Below are 15,226 nucleotides of genomic sequence, written 5' to 3'. Positions count from 1 at the left end.
AGCACCACGGTTCCCCTTATTGCTTAAGTTTATGTCAAAACAATTATAGCACATGAGGGGGCAATCTTATGTATTTTCCAGATTTAATAGAGCAGTATAAGCAGTTGTTAAAGCAGATGAAGTCAGAGGGCGTTACAAGTGGCGAGCTTTATCGTGAGGTTAAGCAGGCGGTTGAATGGATGGAAACAGGATATGACCCAGCGGAGTTCCGGGCAAGTACTCGCGTTGATGCTTATCCAGTGGATCCGTACCATATGCAAACGTATATGGCTTACGCTAATGATGATCATGACATGCTAGAGTGCATGCTGAACCTTCAAAATTACATTGAATCACATAAAGACGAGCAACGATTTAAAGCAGACTGGCGCAAAGCTGAGGACAACAAAAAGAAAGTGAATAGTGCCATGAAGGGATTAACGGCAGATGAAAAAGCCGTGTTTGTAGCTATTGAAGCCGAGCGCTTACCGTTTAGCAAGGTTGCTAGAATGCTAGGTGTCAGTAAAAGTACAGTGCAGAGCTATTATGAACGAGCACGGAAAAAGATTTCGGAGAACCTAAATAAAGGTAGTCAATTGGATATGTTTGAGATGATTTCATAGTTTGTGAATTACAAGAGTTATATTGCGAAATAGCAAAAGCTTTATTGCTGAACGTAAAAATATACCGAGAATATATGTTCTCGGTATATTTCAGTCAGTGCATTTTTATTGCCTTCTGTTATCAACGGTATAGATTTTTTTCTGTCCATCTACTTCTGTATAAATGACAAAAACTTTAACCATATCTTTGACATAATTAACTACTGTGTCCAATGATCGATAGTCTACGCCTTCTGTTGGCCTTGTAAGTTGAGCAAATGATTCTAAAACGGTTTTATCATCTCCCCAGTGGGTATAGGTAGCTGTTACACGATTTCGTAAACCAACACAACAATTAAGGAAAAAATCAGCTATAGCTTGTGTATTGATTTCATCAATGACTATAGGAACAAAAGGCATAGGGCGAACGAGTTCGCGCGCGTCTATGTATGATTTTACAAACTTTGAATTAATTACAGATGGAAGCCCTATATCTAAGTCATCTCGACTCTTAAAATACCAAGTTTCTCCATCTGCCGGACCTAGTCTTTTTTTTAGTATAGCCATAAGGAGAAGACCATTCATCTCCTTATCATTTCCGATTACCAGAATGTTTTCTTCCCCTAACGCTAAATTTTCTAAGAGATGTTTATCCTCATACGATAGTAATCCATCTTCGTTCAATTTATCTAACGTAACCATATGCTTGTCACCATCCGTTTTTTTATTTGTAATATCCATTATATGAAATAAGTATATCTTATAATGGAGTTATTTTCATTTTATCTACCAAATAATTCAATATTTTTTTGTTGATCGAGGCCATATATGGAGGAATAGCGTGTTAAATATGGATATTAACAAGGAATTGAAAGTATTTCAGCACCTGCCTCTGTTATTAAAAAGGGAATGACTTAAATGCTAAACTATATTGTTTGCCGTACGATTACCCTATATATAAGAGCACTTATTTTTACCACAAAATAAAAATGAGAGGCAGTATATTTCGAGAAGGGAGCGCATTCGACAGCGCTCCTTTTTGTGTGCAATGAAAGGAGCGAGGGCAATGATGACTGTTTTGAAATGTGAGGATTGCGATAGACCAGCAGAGCAGGAAAAGCGTTTGGTCGATTGGAAGGAAGGGCAACCATATGTGAGAATTATCATGAAAAAGGAATGTGATTGTGGGGGCAGGATTGTACCTAAATTAGATTAGTGAGTAAAATCCGAAAGCAATTAGCATAACGAGGTGATGGGCGGTGAAACATAATGGCTAGGGCAAGAGATCCAGCACGAGATAAAGCGAAAGAAATGTACTTACATTCAGAGGGCAAAATGCTATTGAAGGATATAGCTGCTGAATTAGGTAAGTCCGATAGTCAGATTCGGAAATGGAAGAACCAAGATGGCTGGGACGATGAATTGAATGGTAACGTTACTAATGGAGCGAATGGTAACGTTACTAATAAAAAACCGCCTAATAAGCAAATAAAGAAAGTCGTTATTGAGGAAGAACCTGAGCAAAATAAAGCTGATGGATTGACCGATAAACAGCGTCAGTTCTGTATTAATTACGTTCGTACCCACAACGCTACACAAGCAGCTATCATGGCAGGGTATGCAAAACCTAGCGCTTATTCAATGGGGAGTCAGTTATTGAGAAACATTAAGGTTGTGAATGAAATCAAACGCCTAAAAACGCCGATGATTGAAGCAACTTTTGTAGAGGCTAACGACTTCATTCAATTGCTGGTGAAGATAGCTTTTGCTGATATTGGCGACTTTGTAGAAGGTGGCGGTTACGACGTTAGTTTACGTCCAGTGGATGAAATAGATACGTCTGTACTAAGTGAGTTATCTAACACAGAAAATGGCATCAAAATTAAGATGGAAAATAAAATGAAAGCTATTGAGCTACTTGCTAAGTATTCCAATATCTTGCAACCGAACGAGCGTGAACAGTTGGCTATCGAACAGGCACGTGTGAATATCGACAAAGCGAAAGCAGAGCTTGCCAAAATCGAAAATCCCGAAACGAATACGCAGGAGTCTGAAATCGCTAAAATGCTACGTCGAATGGCTGGTGATGAAGAATGACCGAACTAACGAAAAAGCAATTAGAGGTCATGGATTCGTTTATCAAAGAAAAACCGAAAATCGTAGTAGCTAGTGGCGCCAAGCGTGCAGGGAAAACATTCGTGTTTATTCTGCTTTTTTTAATGCACATCGCTAAGTACGAGGGGCAAGGGCTTTCATTCATTATCGGCGGCGCTACACAAGCGAGTATACGTCGTAACATCTTAGATGATATGGAAGCGATATTAGGTAAGGAGCTTAAGCTTAATAAATCCAATGCTGTTACGATTTTCGGCAACAAAGTGTACTGCTTTGACGGAGCGCAATCGGACAGTTGGAAGAAAGCACGTGGATTTACAGCAGCAGGCGCGTTGATGAACGAGGGGACAGCCTTACACGACACATTCGTCAAAGAGGTTATTTCTCGTTGTTCATATCAAGGTGCGAGGGTGCTAATTGATACCAATCCCGAAAATCCAGCTCATAGCGTAAAAAAGGATTACATCGATAAAGATGGGCAAATGCTAAAAAGCGGCCGTTTAAATATCCGTGCATTTAATTTCACACTTTTCGATAATGATAAGTTAGATCCAGAATATGTTGAATCGATTGTAGCCAGTACACCGTCAGGCATGTTTACAGACCGTGATATACACGGCTTGTGGGTTGCAGCCGAGGGTGTTATTTATCGTGACTTCAATAAAGATGTTCATTACATTTCGTCCGAAGAGTTCGCAAAGAAAAACATTGTAAAACATTTTGCCGGTGTTGACTGGGGCTATGACCACTACGGTTCGATTGTAGTATTAGCTGAGGACGATAAAGGTGACGTCTTTGTATGTGAGGAGCACGCTCATCGACATAAAGAAATTGATGATTGGGTAAAAATTGCTAAGGACGTTAAAGCACGCTACGGCAACATTAATTTTTATTGTGATACGGCGCGCCCAGAACACACCGAACGTTTTCGTCGCGAGAAGTTGCGAGCGATTAACGGTAAAAAGAATGTCGTGCCAGGTATTGAGTCGGTAGCGCGTCACTTTAAAACAGAGCGCTTGTACATTGTGCGCGATAAGGTGAAACGTTTCGACGACGAGATTTATATGTATGTATGGGGTGATAATGGTGAGCCGGTAAAGCTATGGGACGATGTGCTCGACGCATTACGTTATGCCATTTACACGCATTATTACAAAGAAATTATGACAGGTAAGAGGTGAACCAATTGAACACACAAAAATACGTCCGTCAGTTCCGCGATAAAGGAGCAGACGCTACATTAATTGCACAGGTCATTGACGAGCACCAGAAGGACAAAGCGCGTCGTTTACTCATGTATAAACGTTACCGCGCTGAAACCGATGCGGTGCCGATTTTGACACGTGAAGCTGCTAAGTATGAAGACTTTGAAACGGGTGCCGTTAAGCGAATTGACGATAAGGTTAACAATCGCTTGAATAACAGCTTTGACGTGGAAATTGTCGATACAAAGGTTGGTTATATGTTTGGCCATCCAATTAGTTATGAAGTTGATAAAAACGTATTAGATAAATTAACTGGGCTAAAAGCCGAGATTGATATATTCAAGCTACGTAATAACGTCGAGGACAAGGACAGCGAATGGGGCAAGAAAGCCGCTATTTGTGGCTACGGCGCACGCTTGGCATACATCGACAAGGAAGGTAAGGAACGAATCATTAACATTGATCCATGGGAAACCATCATCATTTCCAGTACCGATTACACGGAGCCAGAGTTCGCTATCCGCTATTTTAATATTGATGAAAACAAGCAGCGGGTCGAATTTTACGATGACGCTTTTTATTATGTCTTTGAGTCGGGTGCAAATGGATTGCAGTTGATTGATAAGCCGCAGTTGCACACGTTCGAGCATTGCCCGTTGTTTGGATTGCCCAATAATGAGGAGCTTATGGCTGATGCTGAGCGCGTATTTACATTGATTGACGCGTATAACCGCACGTTATCCGATGCCAGCAATGAAATTGAGCAGTACCGTCTAGCTTATTTAATTCTTAAAGGACTCGGTGCAGACGACGAGGATATTGACCGCATTAAAAAGTCAGGAATCTTTGAATTGCTTGGTGAAAATGACGATGTGCGCTATCTCACTAAGGACATTAACGACAGTTTGATTGAGCATCATTTAGATCGCTTAGAGCAAAACATCATGCGCCTAGCTAAGTCCGTTAATTTCAGTGATGAGGCTTTTGGTGGTAATGTGACGGGTGTTGCGCTTGAATTTAAGCTGATGTCACTCGAAAACAAGTGCATTACGATGGAACGTAAGATGACAGCCGCGTTACGTTATCAATTTAAGGTTCTATGCAGCGCCTGGGCGAAGAAAGGTCTTTGCGCAGACGAGGACTACTTAAAAATTTGGTTCGAGTTCAAGCGCAATATCCCAGTGAATATGAAGGAACGTGTAGAAACAGCAGTTGCGATGATGGCGATTGCGTCACACAAGACCGCACTGAGCACATTACCGAACATCGATGATGCTGAGTACGAAATGGAACAACGTCAGCTAGAGCTTGATGCGATTAAGCCGATGATGGCCGATGATGACGAGGACGGTGATGATGATGGATCTGGAGAAGTACAGTAAGCAACTAGCCAAATGGCAAGACAAGCAGCTGAACATCGTTGAAAACTCTATCCGCCTCTTTTATCGTAAGTTGGTGCGAACAGTACTAGGTGAGGTTGCTACGCTCTACGAAAAGTACGAGAAGGACGGACAGTTAACGTACGCCGAGATGATGAAGTATGACCGCTACAAGAGTTTTATGCAGTCATTAGAGCTACACGTTAACTCGATGTCTAAAACGACTCAGAAAAGCATTTCGGAGCTTTTGAGCAATAGCTATGTGTATTCATATGCGTGGATGGGGTGGGCGATACAGTCGTCATCTCGTAAAAGGCTACAATACACCGCTCTTAAGATGGACCAAATCAGACTGGCAGTCGAGAATCCAATCACAGGCTTAACGCTTAAGCAGACACTTGAAAAAAACCGCCGTGACATTATCTATCGGATCAATCAAACGGTAACGCAAAATTTAGTCAAGGGTACGACTTACAAGGATATGGCCGTTTCCCTTACTGAAACTTTTGAGGGTGATTATAGCAAGTCAATTCGTGTAGCACGTACTGAAACGCATCGTGTACGTGAACAGGCGATGTTAGACAGTGCTCAACATGCTAATAAGCGTGGTGTCGTCATGGTGAAGAAATGGCGCAACATGAAGGACAGCCGTGTCCGTAAGACTAGTAAAGCCAATCATCAGAAGATGGATGGCGTGACAGTGCCGGTCGATGACTTGTTTGACCTTGGTAGAGGTGAACGAGGTATTGCACCAGGTAATATAGGACACGCACATCATGATATTAATTGTAGGTGCTTGCTGGTGTATGAGATTGAGCGCATAGAGGGACAGACGAATGATGATTTAGCGCGTCAGACGTTTGAAGATTTTCAAAGAACATTGGAGGGATAGGTAATGAAATACGAAGTGGAATTAAAATGCAGCAGAAGTGTTTATGTTGAAAATGCAACAGGTGTAACTATTGTGGATGGGATTTATGGCATAACTGATGCAAAAAATAATTTGTTGTTTTCAGCACCGAAAGAAGAAGTTAAATACATTGTAAAAATAGATGATGCAATTAAGTCGTAGCGATACGGCTTTTTATTTTTGCCATACGGTTGCCTATATATAAAAGGGGATGATTTTGTGAGTCCATTTATGTTTTTCTTGTTCATTTGCACAGTGATTGTTGTTTCGTACATTTTAGGGAACCGTATCGGCTATTTGCAAGGCAAAGCAGAAGTTTCACAAATTCCGCGTGGCGAATCAGGAAAGGTTTAGGTGATCCACTTATCTAGTCGAAAGCTCAAACAGACTATAAAAGCTAATGGAGCTCATTTCCTTGCACTTGTTGGCTCGTACAGTGAGGGCGCGAAAGGTTGATAGCATGGCAACAAAAATTACAGTCACAACCAATCCAGACGGCTATTTAAAAATTGAGGCAGAGGGACATACGGACAGCAAAATTTGCGCCGTCATCTCCACGCTTTTGCAGTCGTCGGTGAGATATTTACAGGAGCTTGAAGAGCAGTTCCCAAATGATTTATCCGTACACATTAAAGACGAGTAGGCCTGAACTATTCGGCTAGGAGGACAATATGAAAACATTCAAAAAACGTTTAACAATCAATGTCGGTCAGTTTGATGATGCACTTACATTTGACCAAGTGAAAGCCTTTTTAGAGGCGAATAAGGACAATGCTGAGGTGCAAGCGTATTACAAAACGGACGTAGTGACAGGCGAGGCGGTTAAAACGTATCTCGCTACATCAGATGGCAAAAAGGTGCTACAACCATTACTGGATAGCAACTTTACAAAGGGCCTTGATACATGGAAAACGAACAACCTTGACGCATTGGTTGAGGACGAGCTGAAAAAGCGCAATCCCGACAAATCACCGGCTGAAATCGAAGTCGAAAAGCTACGTCAAGAAATCGAAAAAGAACGTACAGAGCGTGCGCGTTCGGAATTATCGACAAAGGCGCTTAAATTAGCACAGGAAAAGGGGTTGCCGACAGAGGTAATCGACTTCCTTATTGGGGCTGATGAAGAAGCGACAACAGCGAATTTAACTAAGTATGAGGAAGCTCACACAAAAGCGATTCAAGCAGCGGTTGACGCGAAATTTAAAGGTGCCGGGCGTGATATTGACCACCAACAAGGCGGCGACACAGGCGGCATCGACATTAGTGCTATTGCTGGTGAAGTATCTTTACGAAAATAACATTAACTAATTGGAGGCTACAAACTTATGAAAACAGCAAAAAAATATTTATCGGTAAACATTGGTCAATTTGATTTTGACCCAGCTAACGTGTTATTACAAGACGCAGTGACAGGTGCAGTACCAAAAGAAGAAGGGACGCTTGTTGTGAAGCAGTTCTTGCAGCAGTCGGTGCTTACTCGTTTAGCGAAGTACGAGCAAATGAACAAGCAAGAGAAAAAATTCACGTACTTAGCGTCAGGACCAGGGGCTTACTGGGTAGGTGAAGGTGAGCGCATTCAAACGGATAAAGCTGAATGGTTAACAGCTACACTTAAAGCCTACAAGCTTGGTGTAATTATTCCAGTTTCAAAAGAGTTCTTAAAATACACAGTAAAAGACTTCTTTAATCAAATGAAACCAGCAATTGCAGAAGCTTTTGCTATTAAATTTGACCAAGCCGGCTTATTCGGTGTTGGTTCGCCATTTGAAGCTGGTACTTCTGTATTCGAACGTATTCAAGCAGCAGGTAATACGGTTGCGTTAAATTCGTTAGGTAACTTATACGACGAGTTAAATGGTGTAATGGCATTTATCGAAGATGCAGACAAAGATCCAGATGGCTTTACAACTACGCGTAAATTCAAACAGAAATTACGTGGTGCGAAGGATGAAAATAAACAGCCTATTTTCACGGATGCGACAGCTGGTGCAACGTCTACAGCATTAGGCTTGCCAATCGGCTATGCTGATTCGAAATCATGGGATTACGCTAAAGCTCTTTTAATTGCTGGTAATTGGGATATGACGCGCTACGGTATGCCTGCTGGAATGGAGTACTCGATTTCGACAGATGCGACATTAACGACAATCAAAGATGCGGACGGCAATCCAATTAACCTTTTCGAGCGTGATATGTTTGCATTACGTGTGACGCAAGAGGTAGCGTTCACGACGTTGTCTGAAGATGCGTTTGCAGCGATTACACCAGCAGTTGTTACAGGTGGATGATGATTTATTGAGAGTGGGCCTTGTGCCTACTCTTTTTATTTAAAGTGAAAGGGTGAAACTTATGGAAATCGTATCAATTACAAACGGTAAGCGAACAATTGAAGTCACACAAAAGGCTTTCAATGTGGTATTTAAAGACCGCGGCTATAAGTTGACGAAGGATACCGAACCGATTGAAATCGAGCTTTACGGTAAAACAGCCGCAGAATTAGAAGAAATTCCGGTGAAGTTATTAAAAGCATTCTTGGATCAGGAAGAAATCGACTATCGCGCACGTGCTACGAAAGATGAGCTCATTGCGTTGGTGATTGGAGACGGTGTAGATGGAATTACAGGAATTGAAAACACGTCTACAGATGGAACAGACGGAAACGGCGAATGATGCGTACTTGCAGTTACAACTTAATGATGCCATCGAGTGGGTGCAACGTGTCTGTAATCAATCGTTTATTGTAGATTATGCACTAACACTACCCAACACAGCAAAAAGCGTTGTAGCGCAATATGTGGCGTTTGAGATGCAAGGTAATGCCGGTATTAAATCAGAGTCAATCGGTGGCATGTCACAGACGTTTGACAGCGCGACAGAACGTAATCAGTCGCTCATTAGCAAGTTGAGTGCCGCTGGATTGCGAAAAGTACGTTTTGTACCGTTTGGAGGTCGATGATATGGCTCGTATACGCGTGACGATACGCGATAACAACCGCATACCTGAGATTATTGCTGATTTACGCAAGCTTAATAGCAAAAAGGCAAAGGTTGGTTATGCAGCAGGTTCAGAGCAAGAAATGATTGCGGCAGTGCATGAGTACGGCGCTCGCATTCGTGTGACCGATAAAATGCGTGGTTATTTAGCATCTCAAGGCATGCACTTGAAAGCTGAAACATCACACATCGTTATTCCGGAGCGTTCTTTTTTGCGCACGGGCTCAGAAAAAGCAGTTGCCGATGTGCAACGTAAAGCCGATGAGCTCATTGGTGATGTAATAGCAGGCAACGTATCGCCTGATTTATTTTTTGAAATGCTTGGTCTTGAAATGCGAGGGAAAATACAAGAGTTTGCAATTGATTTAAACGATCCGCGTAATCATCCGTTTACAGTCGAACGAAAAGGCTCAAATAATCCACTCGTTGATAGTGGTGGTCTTATCGGTGCAATGGAGGTCGAAGTCGAGTGAACATGTACAATTTTAGTCGCTTGGTTAAAAAGTACAGTCGGCCAACCATCTTACACGGCGAGGCTACTGAGGGTGATTGGATTAATGGTAAATGGGTGGAGGGGCAGCCGTCACAAGAAACGATTGACCTTGCACTTATCCCGTTTGACGTTAAAACAATCGCACAGCTCGGTGGTCTTGTGACAAATGCCGATGTTCAGATTTATAGCCTCACAGCGCTTAAGCACGGCGATAAAATCGAACAAAATGGCAGTAAGTACACTGTCGATACAAGCGCGAATTTCACGGCATTTGGTGACTTTCATCGCTACATTGCGAAAGGGGTGAGCTCGTTTGATTAAGTATGACGATTGGTTTATGCCGTTGCAGCAGTATTTGAGCAGTTACACAGGCGCTATCACAATACAAGCTGAGACAACAGGTAAACAACCGCCTTATCCGTTTATTGCAGTCAAACAGACAAGCCCAGCGATTGGCGTGGGACAGCCAGCTATTAAGAATGTTGGTACGACTCAATCCATTGAACAGGATTATGAAATGGTCCTTTCTTTTACGGCACACGGAGCAGCGATTGAGAGTGCGACCGATACGGCCCAGAAAGCACACTTATATTTCCTGGGTAAAGGTGCAATTGAATTATCTGATCATAACATTGCGATTGTCGACGTATTGCCGTCTACTAACCGCGATGTTTTTTTGAATATTGATTACGAACGTCGTGTTGGCTTTGATGTACGTTTGAGGTTACGCGTTCAAGAATCATACGAAATTGATGTGATTGAAAAAGTCACACCAAATGAAATGGAGGGAGAATAATGCCGTTAAAAGATGTGAACGTCATTATAAATATTAAAAAACCAGCTTCACTTGAGGGGTTAGGTACACCGTTAATTTTAGCGCAAAAAACAGGACCATCTACTTTTAAAGTTTATGGCGATACAGACGGTGTAAAAGCAGATTTCCCTGAAGATACGGATGCGTATAAAGCAGCGTATGTTGCCTTAAAACAAGGCGATACGAGCACTAGCAAAGTGGCTATCGCTACTTATGACGGAACAGACGTAACCGTGAAACAAGTGCTGGAACAGCATTTCGATAAAGATTGGTATTTTGTATCGTTAGCTACTGGTACAGTCGACGATATGATTGCGGTATCTGATGTCGTCGAGGGTGAAGGATTTAAAGCCGCTTTGCACGTTGTCGACAATTTAGAAGATTTAGGTGTACTGAATGCTAAGCGTTATGACCGCACTTTTGCCATGATGCACGACAAATTAGAGCAATACCCACACATTGCATTAGTTGGTGGTCATGGCTCGAAAACAGTTGGTTCGATTACGTACAAATTCAAAAAATTAATCGGTGTAGATCCAGCGCCATATGATGCGACAACTTTATTAGCTATTCACGAGTTAAAAGGCTTTGCTTATGTATCGAAAGGAAATCAATATCAAACATCCGAGGGAACGATGCTATCAGGTGAATATATTGACGTTATTCACGGTAAGGATTGGGTGAAAGTGAACATGGAAAATGCAATCGCTCAGTTATTTGTTAATAACGACAAAATTTCATTCGACGATGTGGGTATTCCTCGAATCGAAGGAGAGGCGCGAACGATTCTTGAAATCGCCGGACAGCAAGGCATCATTGCGTTAAATGAAGCTGGACAGCCTTTATATACGATTACTGCAAAAAATCGCGCACAAACAAACGCAACGGATCGTGTGGACCGACACTACAAAGGATTATCATTTAGCCTTGAACTAGCTGGAGCAATCCATGAAGCTACTGTTAATGGCGAAATGGTCGTTTAAGGAGGGGTATAGATGACAGGACATATTGGCGTATATGATGCGCGTAAAGTAGTTACAACGGTGGGGGGCATTTTTATTACCGGGTTTGCAGACGGCACAATGGTGAAAGCGTCTAAAGATAACGACAACTTTGAAGCCTCTTCAAGCGCTCAGGGTGATGCAGTGGTATCAATTAACGGCGATGGCATGGGTACGATTGAAATTACACTCAACCAAACATCACCATCAATCGCAGTGCTAGATGGCTTTGCGAATTCACGCGCTATGGTACCAGTTTGGGTTAACTCGAACAACGAAGTGAAGGAAGTCGTAGGCGGAACGAAAGCGATGGTTACAAAGCCGTCTGACAAAGAGTTTGGTAAGTCTGCATCAAACCGTGTATTCACAATGAAAGTGTTCGATTATGCAGTTAAATAGCGAAGGGGAGGACGGGCTTGAGCTCGTCCTTTTTGGTGCTTTATGAAACGGAATCACATTACAAATTATCTAAAAAAACGCGAATGGGAGCGATATAAAATGAGTTTAAAAGGCAAACAAGAATCAGAAACAATCGGTGGAGTAAAATTCACATTCCAACATCCAGGCATTGAGGAAGTGCTTGATTTAAAAGATCGCGCACGCAATGAGGCTGGGCAAGTATCGGATAAGGAAATTGCGAAAGAGCTTTTCGAGCATGTAATTTTCGCAGAAATTGACGGCACTATGCAAAAAGTAAACTTTGCATTTTTCGAAGATCGTTTCGGAAGCATGAAAGAGTATAAAGAAGTAATCAAAGCCGCATCAAAATTCCTTTTTCGTTAAATATGACGAGGATTTTTACGAGGCGCGTGCCACTGAGCGATGGCTTATGTGGCGTCTGGTAGTCGAGGGTATTGTCAGTTACACCGAAGTGAAAAAAATGACAATGCCCGAGATTTTCGAAGCAAATGCCGTACTGAAAATCCAAGCCAGAAAACTTAAAGAGGCAAGGGAGGCTGCTAAGAATGGCAATACGTGATTTAGGTGTTGAAATCGGCGTCGACATTGACGAGAGCCCCTTTGCTGATTTGAACCGTGAGATTGATGAGATAGCCGACATGATGCGTTCACTCGATATTGGTGTCTTTGATGATATGGAACGAGAGGCACGTGCGCTAACAGGTGATTTCGAATTGATGGACGGTGCTGTAAGCGAGTTTGATCGTTCGTTATCGGGCATCGATGACGGTAGCATAAGCGCAGTATCAACGGAAACTGGTATAGCAACAAAAGCGATGAGTGCATTGAAAGTGGGCGTATTAGCAGTAGGTGCTGCAATAGGTGGTCTAGCAATATCTTTCGGGGCATTTGCTATGGATGCTGACGGCGCATTTGGACGTTTGGAGGCACAGACAGGCGCTAGCGTTGAGCAACTAGAGGTATTGAAAAGTAGTGCCAACGAAACATTCGCACGTGGTTACGGAGAGAGCATGCAAGAAGTTACAGACGCCATATCGCGCGTAAAACAAAATATGCATGACTTAGAAGATGAAGATCTTTCCGACGCTACAGCAAACGCGATGTTGTTAGCTAATGTGTTTGATAGTGAAATTAACGAGGTTACGCGTGGGGCGCAAGGACTTATGGACGCCTTTGGTATTAGTTCGGATAAAGCGTTTGACCTGTTTACTAAAGGCGGTCAAAACGGCATTAATATGTCCGACGACATGTTTGACCAAATGGGTGAATTCTCGGCTGTAGCGGCTCAAGCTGGTTATAGTGCTGAAGAGCTTTTCGGTGTGATGTCGAGGGGCGCTCAAAATGGTGTCTACAATATGGACCGCGTAAATAACGCAATACTTGAATTTGGTCTAAGGTCAACCGACGGCTCAAAAGGAACAGCCGCCGCGATGAAAGATTTATCGAAAGATACACAAAACCTTTGGAAAGACATGCTAGCCGGTAAAGTTACTTCAAAAGATTTAAGCACAACCGTCATTAACGAATTAAAAGCTATGGATGACCAGACGCTCGCTAACGAGGTTGGGATTGCGCTCTGGGGTACAACTTGGGAAGATAACACCAAAGATGTAATGTACTCAATGTTTGAGACTACAGAGGCAATGAAAGGATTTGAAGGAGCTACAGCGGCAGCGGCAGATGCAGTTGAAGGAACATTTAAAAACCGTATGCTCGGCGCATGGCGTGAGCTACAAATCGGTATTACTGGTGTTGTCGACAATCCAGCAGCTCAAGAATTTTTTGATGAAATAGCTACAAAGGCGGAAGAATTAATACCGCACATACTTGCAGGAACTGCCAGCATTTTTGAATTCGGCAATAGCATTTTAAACGGAACAAGTGCAATTCATGAGTTCGTCGACACGTACGGCTTTATGATTGCTGGTGTGGCTGGCGGAGCGGCCACCTATTATCTAATTACCGGAGCAGTCAGTGCGTATAATGCCATGCTATTATTTGCCGCAGGTACAGGACCGATTTATACAGCGGTTACGGCAGGTATGACGACAGTTACTGGAGCGTTTGGTGCAGCTGTTGCTTTTGCTACATCACCAATCTTTTTAATTGCAGCCGCGATTGGCGCCGCGATTGCGATTGGTGTCCTTCTTTATAAGAACTGGGACACTGTAATTTTAAAGGCTGGGCAATTAAAAGATGGGCTTGGTGAAAAGTTTACTGAAATTAAATCAGATATTACAGGGGCACTAAGCCCGGTATTAAGTTTATTTGATAGCTTGATGAGTAAGTGGAATAACTTTAAAAGTACTGTATCGAATTTCAGTATCAGTGGTGCAGTTGACTGGGTTGCAAGTAAGGTACCTGGCTTTAGTTCGGGGATTGGTCGTGTACCTAATGACATGGTCGCTGAAATCCATAAAGACGAAGCAATCATACCAGCAGAGGACGCACAAATGTTGCGTGACACAGGTGTAATTGATGGTGACGGACGTTATCCAAACATCAATATGGATAATTTAAGCGACGCAGAGGGCACCTATCAGACAACAAAAATGACAAATAATGCATCAACGTCTGTACAAGCGCCAGTTAACATTATTGTACAAGGCGGCAATACAAACGCCGAAACAGGGCAGAGCATCCGTGAAGCATTAGAAGATTTCTTTGCAGACCTAGGAACAATCATGCCACAAGTGAGGGAGGGATAAACATGGCAGAACTAGTAGGTACATCAAAACTTGGAGGATATTTAATCCACGTTGAAAATGAAGATGCTGATATTGACGTGGATATTCCCACTCACAAGGTGGAGAAAGGCATTGATCTATCTGACCATGTAGAGCGTAAACCGATTGTTGTTAAATTGTCAGGCTTATTAATACGACCAACATATGACCGTTTAGAAACATTGGTAAAAGCCATTGAAAGTATGGAGAAAACGGGTAAATTGCTCACGTATGAAGGTCGCCGTATTTATAAGAATATGATGGCTAGTGGGTTGTCTATAAAAGCATCGAGTAAGGTAATGAATGGCTATAAGTTTAGCCTTACATTAACGGAGGTAAGGGTTGGACAATCATCGTATGTAGCACCAAAAACAAAGGCTACAACAGCACCAGTTGCACAAGCTGGACGAAAACAAACAGAAAACAATAAAGCTGTTAAAAATGCAGCAGCTACACACATCGTAAAAAAAGGTGATACATATTCGACTATTGCCAAAAAATACGGTGTAACGATTTCTTCATTACAAAAATTGAATAAATACGATCCACGTAAAATCCCTATTGGTGTCAAATTGAGAGTGAGGTGAG

At 42.3% G+C, this 15,226-nt stretch carries 21 protein-coding genes; 20 read left to right on the top strand and 1 reads right to left on the bottom strand.

The window, feature by feature from the left end; genetic code table 11:
• The first annotated feature begins 68 nt into the window (after positions 1–68).
• Positions 69–602, top strand: coding sequence for a sigma factor-like helix-turn-helix DNA-binding protein (locus NSQ62_RS14485; RefSeq protein ID WP_341320842.1), 534 nt, complete (start codon positions 69–71; stop codon positions 600–602).
• 105 nt (positions 603–707) lie between these two features.
• Here NSQ62_RS14485 and NSQ62_RS14480 read toward each other — a convergent pair whose 3' ends face one another.
• Positions 708–1,283, bottom strand: coding sequence for a hypothetical protein (locus NSQ62_RS14480; RefSeq protein ID WP_341320841.1), 576 nt, complete (start codon positions 1,281–1,283; stop codon positions 708–710).
• A 567-nt stretch (positions 1,284–1,850) separates the two neighbouring features.
• Between NSQ62_RS14480 and NSQ62_RS14475 the strand changes: the two genes are divergently transcribed.
• The 19 genes from NSQ62_RS14475 (at position 1,851) to NSQ62_RS14385 (ending at position 15,225) form a co-directional block, all read left to right on the top strand.
• Positions 1,851–2,678 (top strand): terminase small subunit, encoded by an 828-nt coding sequence (locus NSQ62_RS14475; RefSeq protein WP_341320840.1) that lies wholly within the window; start codon positions 1,851–1,853, stop codon positions 2,676–2,678.
• Complete coding sequence (locus NSQ62_RS14470) at positions 2,675–3,877, top strand: PBSX family phage terminase large subunit (RefSeq protein ID WP_341320839.1); 1,203 nt, start codon at positions 2,675–2,677, stop codon at positions 3,875–3,877. Before NSQ62_RS14475 ends, NSQ62_RS14470 begins: the two co-directional genes overlap by 4 nt.
• A 5-nt stretch (positions 3,878–3,882) precedes the next feature.
• A complete protein-coding gene (locus NSQ62_RS14465) occupies positions 3,883–5,283 on the top strand; it encodes a phage portal protein (RefSeq protein WP_341320838.1) in 1,401 nt (466 codons plus the stop codon).
• Positions 5,255–6,172: a phage minor head protein gene (locus NSQ62_RS14460; protein ID WP_341320837.1), complete on the top strand. Its 918-nt coding sequence runs from the start codon at positions 5,255–5,257 to the stop codon at positions 6,170–6,172. Before NSQ62_RS14465 ends, NSQ62_RS14460 begins: the two co-directional genes overlap by 29 nt.
• A gap of 3 nt (positions 6,173–6,175) precedes the next feature.
• Positions 6,176–6,352, top strand: coding sequence for a hypothetical protein (locus tag NSQ62_RS14455; RefSeq protein ID WP_341320836.1), 177 nt, complete (start codon positions 6,176–6,178; stop codon positions 6,350–6,352).
• A 57-nt stretch (positions 6,353–6,409) separates the two neighbouring features.
• Positions 6,410–6,544 carry a hypothetical protein gene (locus NSQ62_RS14450; RefSeq protein ID WP_341320835.1) on the top strand — a complete coding sequence of 45 codons (135 nt, stop codon included), beginning with the start codon at positions 6,410–6,412 and terminating at the stop codon, positions 6,542–6,544.
• Positions 6,545–6,650: 106 nt separating this feature from the next.
• Positions 6,651–6,833, top strand: a complete 183-nt coding sequence (locus NSQ62_RS14445) for a ribosomal-processing cysteine protease Prp (protein ID WP_341320834.1) — start codon at positions 6,651–6,653, stop codon at positions 6,831–6,833.
• Between the two features lie 28 nt (positions 6,834–6,861).
• Positions 6,862–7,488: a DUF4355 domain-containing protein gene (locus NSQ62_RS14440; RefSeq protein WP_341320833.1), complete on the top strand. Its 627-nt coding sequence runs from the start codon at positions 6,862–6,864 to the stop codon at positions 7,486–7,488.
• Between the two features lie 27 nt (positions 7,489–7,515).
• The gene (locus tag NSQ62_RS14435; protein ID WP_341320832.1) at positions 7,516–8,478 is read left to right on the top strand and encodes a phage major capsid protein; all 963 of its coding nucleotides are present in this window, start codon (positions 7,516–7,518) and stop codon (positions 8,476–8,478) included.
• Between the two features lie 61 nt (positions 8,479–8,539).
• Positions 8,540–8,860: a hypothetical protein gene (locus NSQ62_RS14430; RefSeq protein ID WP_341320831.1), complete on the top strand. Its 321-nt coding sequence runs from the start codon at positions 8,540–8,542 to the stop codon at positions 8,858–8,860.
• Positions 8,802–9,146 (top strand): phage head-tail connector protein, encoded by a 345-nt coding sequence (locus tag NSQ62_RS14425; RefSeq protein ID WP_341320830.1) that lies wholly within the window; start codon positions 8,802–8,804, stop codon positions 9,144–9,146. The genes NSQ62_RS14430 and NSQ62_RS14425 overlap by 59 nt, the downstream gene beginning before the upstream one ends.
• 1 nt (position 9,147) lies before the next feature.
• Complete coding sequence (locus NSQ62_RS14420) at positions 9,148–9,657, top strand: hypothetical protein (protein ID WP_341320829.1); 510 nt, start codon at positions 9,148–9,150, stop codon at positions 9,655–9,657.
• Positions 9,654–9,998, top strand: a complete 345-nt coding sequence (locus NSQ62_RS14415; RefSeq protein ID WP_341320828.1) for a hypothetical protein — start codon at positions 9,654–9,656, stop codon at positions 9,996–9,998. The genes NSQ62_RS14420 and NSQ62_RS14415 overlap by 4 nt, the downstream gene beginning before the upstream one ends.
• Positions 9,991–10,473 carry a hypothetical protein gene (locus NSQ62_RS14410; RefSeq protein WP_341320827.1) on the top strand — a complete coding sequence of 161 codons (483 nt, stop codon included), beginning with the start codon at positions 9,991–9,993 and terminating at the stop codon, positions 10,471–10,473. Before NSQ62_RS14415 ends, NSQ62_RS14410 begins: the two co-directional genes overlap by 8 nt.
• Positions 10,473–11,474 carry a DUF3383 family protein gene (locus NSQ62_RS14405; protein ID WP_341320826.1) on the top strand — a complete coding sequence of 334 codons (1,002 nt, stop codon included), beginning with the start codon at positions 10,473–10,475 and terminating at the stop codon, positions 11,472–11,474. Before NSQ62_RS14410 ends, NSQ62_RS14405 begins: the two co-directional genes overlap by 1 nt.
• Positions 11,475–11,486: 12 nt before the next feature.
• Positions 11,487–11,891, top strand: a complete 405-nt coding sequence (locus NSQ62_RS14400; RefSeq protein ID WP_341320825.1) for a DUF3277 domain-containing protein — start codon at positions 11,487–11,489, stop codon at positions 11,889–11,891.
• Between the two features lie 99 nt (positions 11,892–11,990).
• On the top strand, positions 11,991–12,275 hold the full coding sequence (locus NSQ62_RS14395) for a hypothetical protein (RefSeq protein ID WP_341320824.1): 285 nt from the start codon (positions 11,991–11,993) through the stop codon (positions 12,273–12,275).
• Between the two features lie 182 nt (positions 12,276–12,457).
• Positions 12,458–14,620, top strand: coding sequence for a phage tail tape measure protein (locus NSQ62_RS14390; RefSeq protein WP_341320823.1), 2,163 nt, complete (start codon positions 12,458–12,460; stop codon positions 14,618–14,620).
• 2 nt (positions 14,621–14,622) lie between these two features.
• Entirely contained in the window at positions 14,623–15,225 is a 603-nt protein-coding gene (locus NSQ62_RS14385; protein ID WP_341320822.1) for a phage baseplate protein, read from the top strand.
• The last annotated feature ends 1 nt before the right edge of the window (position 15,226 follow it).

Source organism: Solibacillus sp. FSL H8-0523 (assembly GCF_038051985.1).
In the GTDB taxonomy this organism is placed as follows: Bacteria; Bacillota; Bacilli; order Bacillales_A; family Planococcaceae; genus Solibacillus.
This window is presented reverse-complemented; position numbering and strand designations above follow the sequence as displayed.

What these genes read in the sequence shown, in the direction of transcription:
- NSQ62_RS14400 (WP_341320825.1), top strand. Translation starts at nt 11,487, where the DNA reads ATGACAGGACATATTGGCGTATATGATGCGCGTAAAGTAGTTACAACG.
- NSQ62_RS14420 (WP_341320829.1), top strand. Translation starts at nt 9,148, where the DNA reads ATGGCTCGTATACGCGTGACGATACGCGATAACAACCGCATACCTGAG.
- NSQ62_RS14480 (WP_341320841.1), bottom strand. Translation starts at nt 1,283, where the DNA reads ATGGTTACGTTAGATAAATTGAACGAAGATGGATTACTATCGTATGAG.
- NSQ62_RS14470 (WP_341320839.1), top strand. Translation starts at nt 2,675, where the DNA reads ATGACCGAACTAACGAAAAAGCAATTAGAGGTCATGGATTCGTTTATC.
- NSQ62_RS14425 (WP_341320830.1), top strand. Translation starts at nt 8,802, where the DNA reads ATGGAATTACAGGAATTGAAAACACGTCTACAGATGGAACAGACGGAA.
- NSQ62_RS14390 (WP_341320823.1), top strand. Translation starts at nt 12,458, where the DNA reads ATGGCAATACGTGATTTAGGTGTTGAAATCGGCGTCGACATTGACGAG.
- NSQ62_RS14475 (WP_341320840.1), top strand. Translation starts at nt 1,851, where the DNA reads ATGGCTAGGGCAAGAGATCCAGCACGAGATAAAGCGAAAGAAATGTAC.
- NSQ62_RS14460 (WP_341320837.1), top strand. Translation starts at nt 5,255, where the DNA reads ATGATGATGGATCTGGAGAAGTACAGTAAGCAACTAGCCAAATGGCAA.
- NSQ62_RS14485 (WP_341320842.1), top strand. Translation starts at nt 69, where the DNA reads ATGTATTTTCCAGATTTAATAGAGCAGTATAAGCAGTTGTTAAAGCAG.
- NSQ62_RS14395 (WP_341320824.1), top strand. Translation starts at nt 11,991, where the DNA reads ATGAGTTTAAAAGGCAAACAAGAATCAGAAACAATCGGTGGAGTAAAA.
- NSQ62_RS14430 (WP_341320831.1), top strand. Translation starts at nt 8,540, where the DNA reads ATGGAAATCGTATCAATTACAAACGGTAAGCGAACAATTGAAGTCACA.
- NSQ62_RS14405 (WP_341320826.1), top strand. Translation starts at nt 10,473, where the DNA reads ATGCCGTTAAAAGATGTGAACGTCATTATAAATATTAAAAAACCAGCT.
- NSQ62_RS14385 (WP_341320822.1), top strand. Translation starts at nt 14,623, where the DNA reads ATGGCAGAACTAGTAGGTACATCAAAACTTGGAGGATATTTAATCCAC.
- NSQ62_RS14455 (WP_341320836.1), top strand. Translation starts at nt 6,176, where the DNA reads ATGAAATACGAAGTGGAATTAAAATGCAGCAGAAGTGTTTATGTTGAA.
- NSQ62_RS14435 (WP_341320832.1), top strand. Translation starts at nt 7,516, where the DNA reads ATGAAAACAGCAAAAAAATATTTATCGGTAAACATTGGTCAATTTGAT.
- NSQ62_RS14445 (WP_341320834.1), top strand. Translation starts at nt 6,651, where the DNA reads ATGGCAACAAAAATTACAGTCACAACCAATCCAGACGGCTATTTAAAA.
- NSQ62_RS14440 (WP_341320833.1), top strand. Translation starts at nt 6,862, where the DNA reads ATGAAAACATTCAAAAAACGTTTAACAATCAATGTCGGTCAGTTTGAT.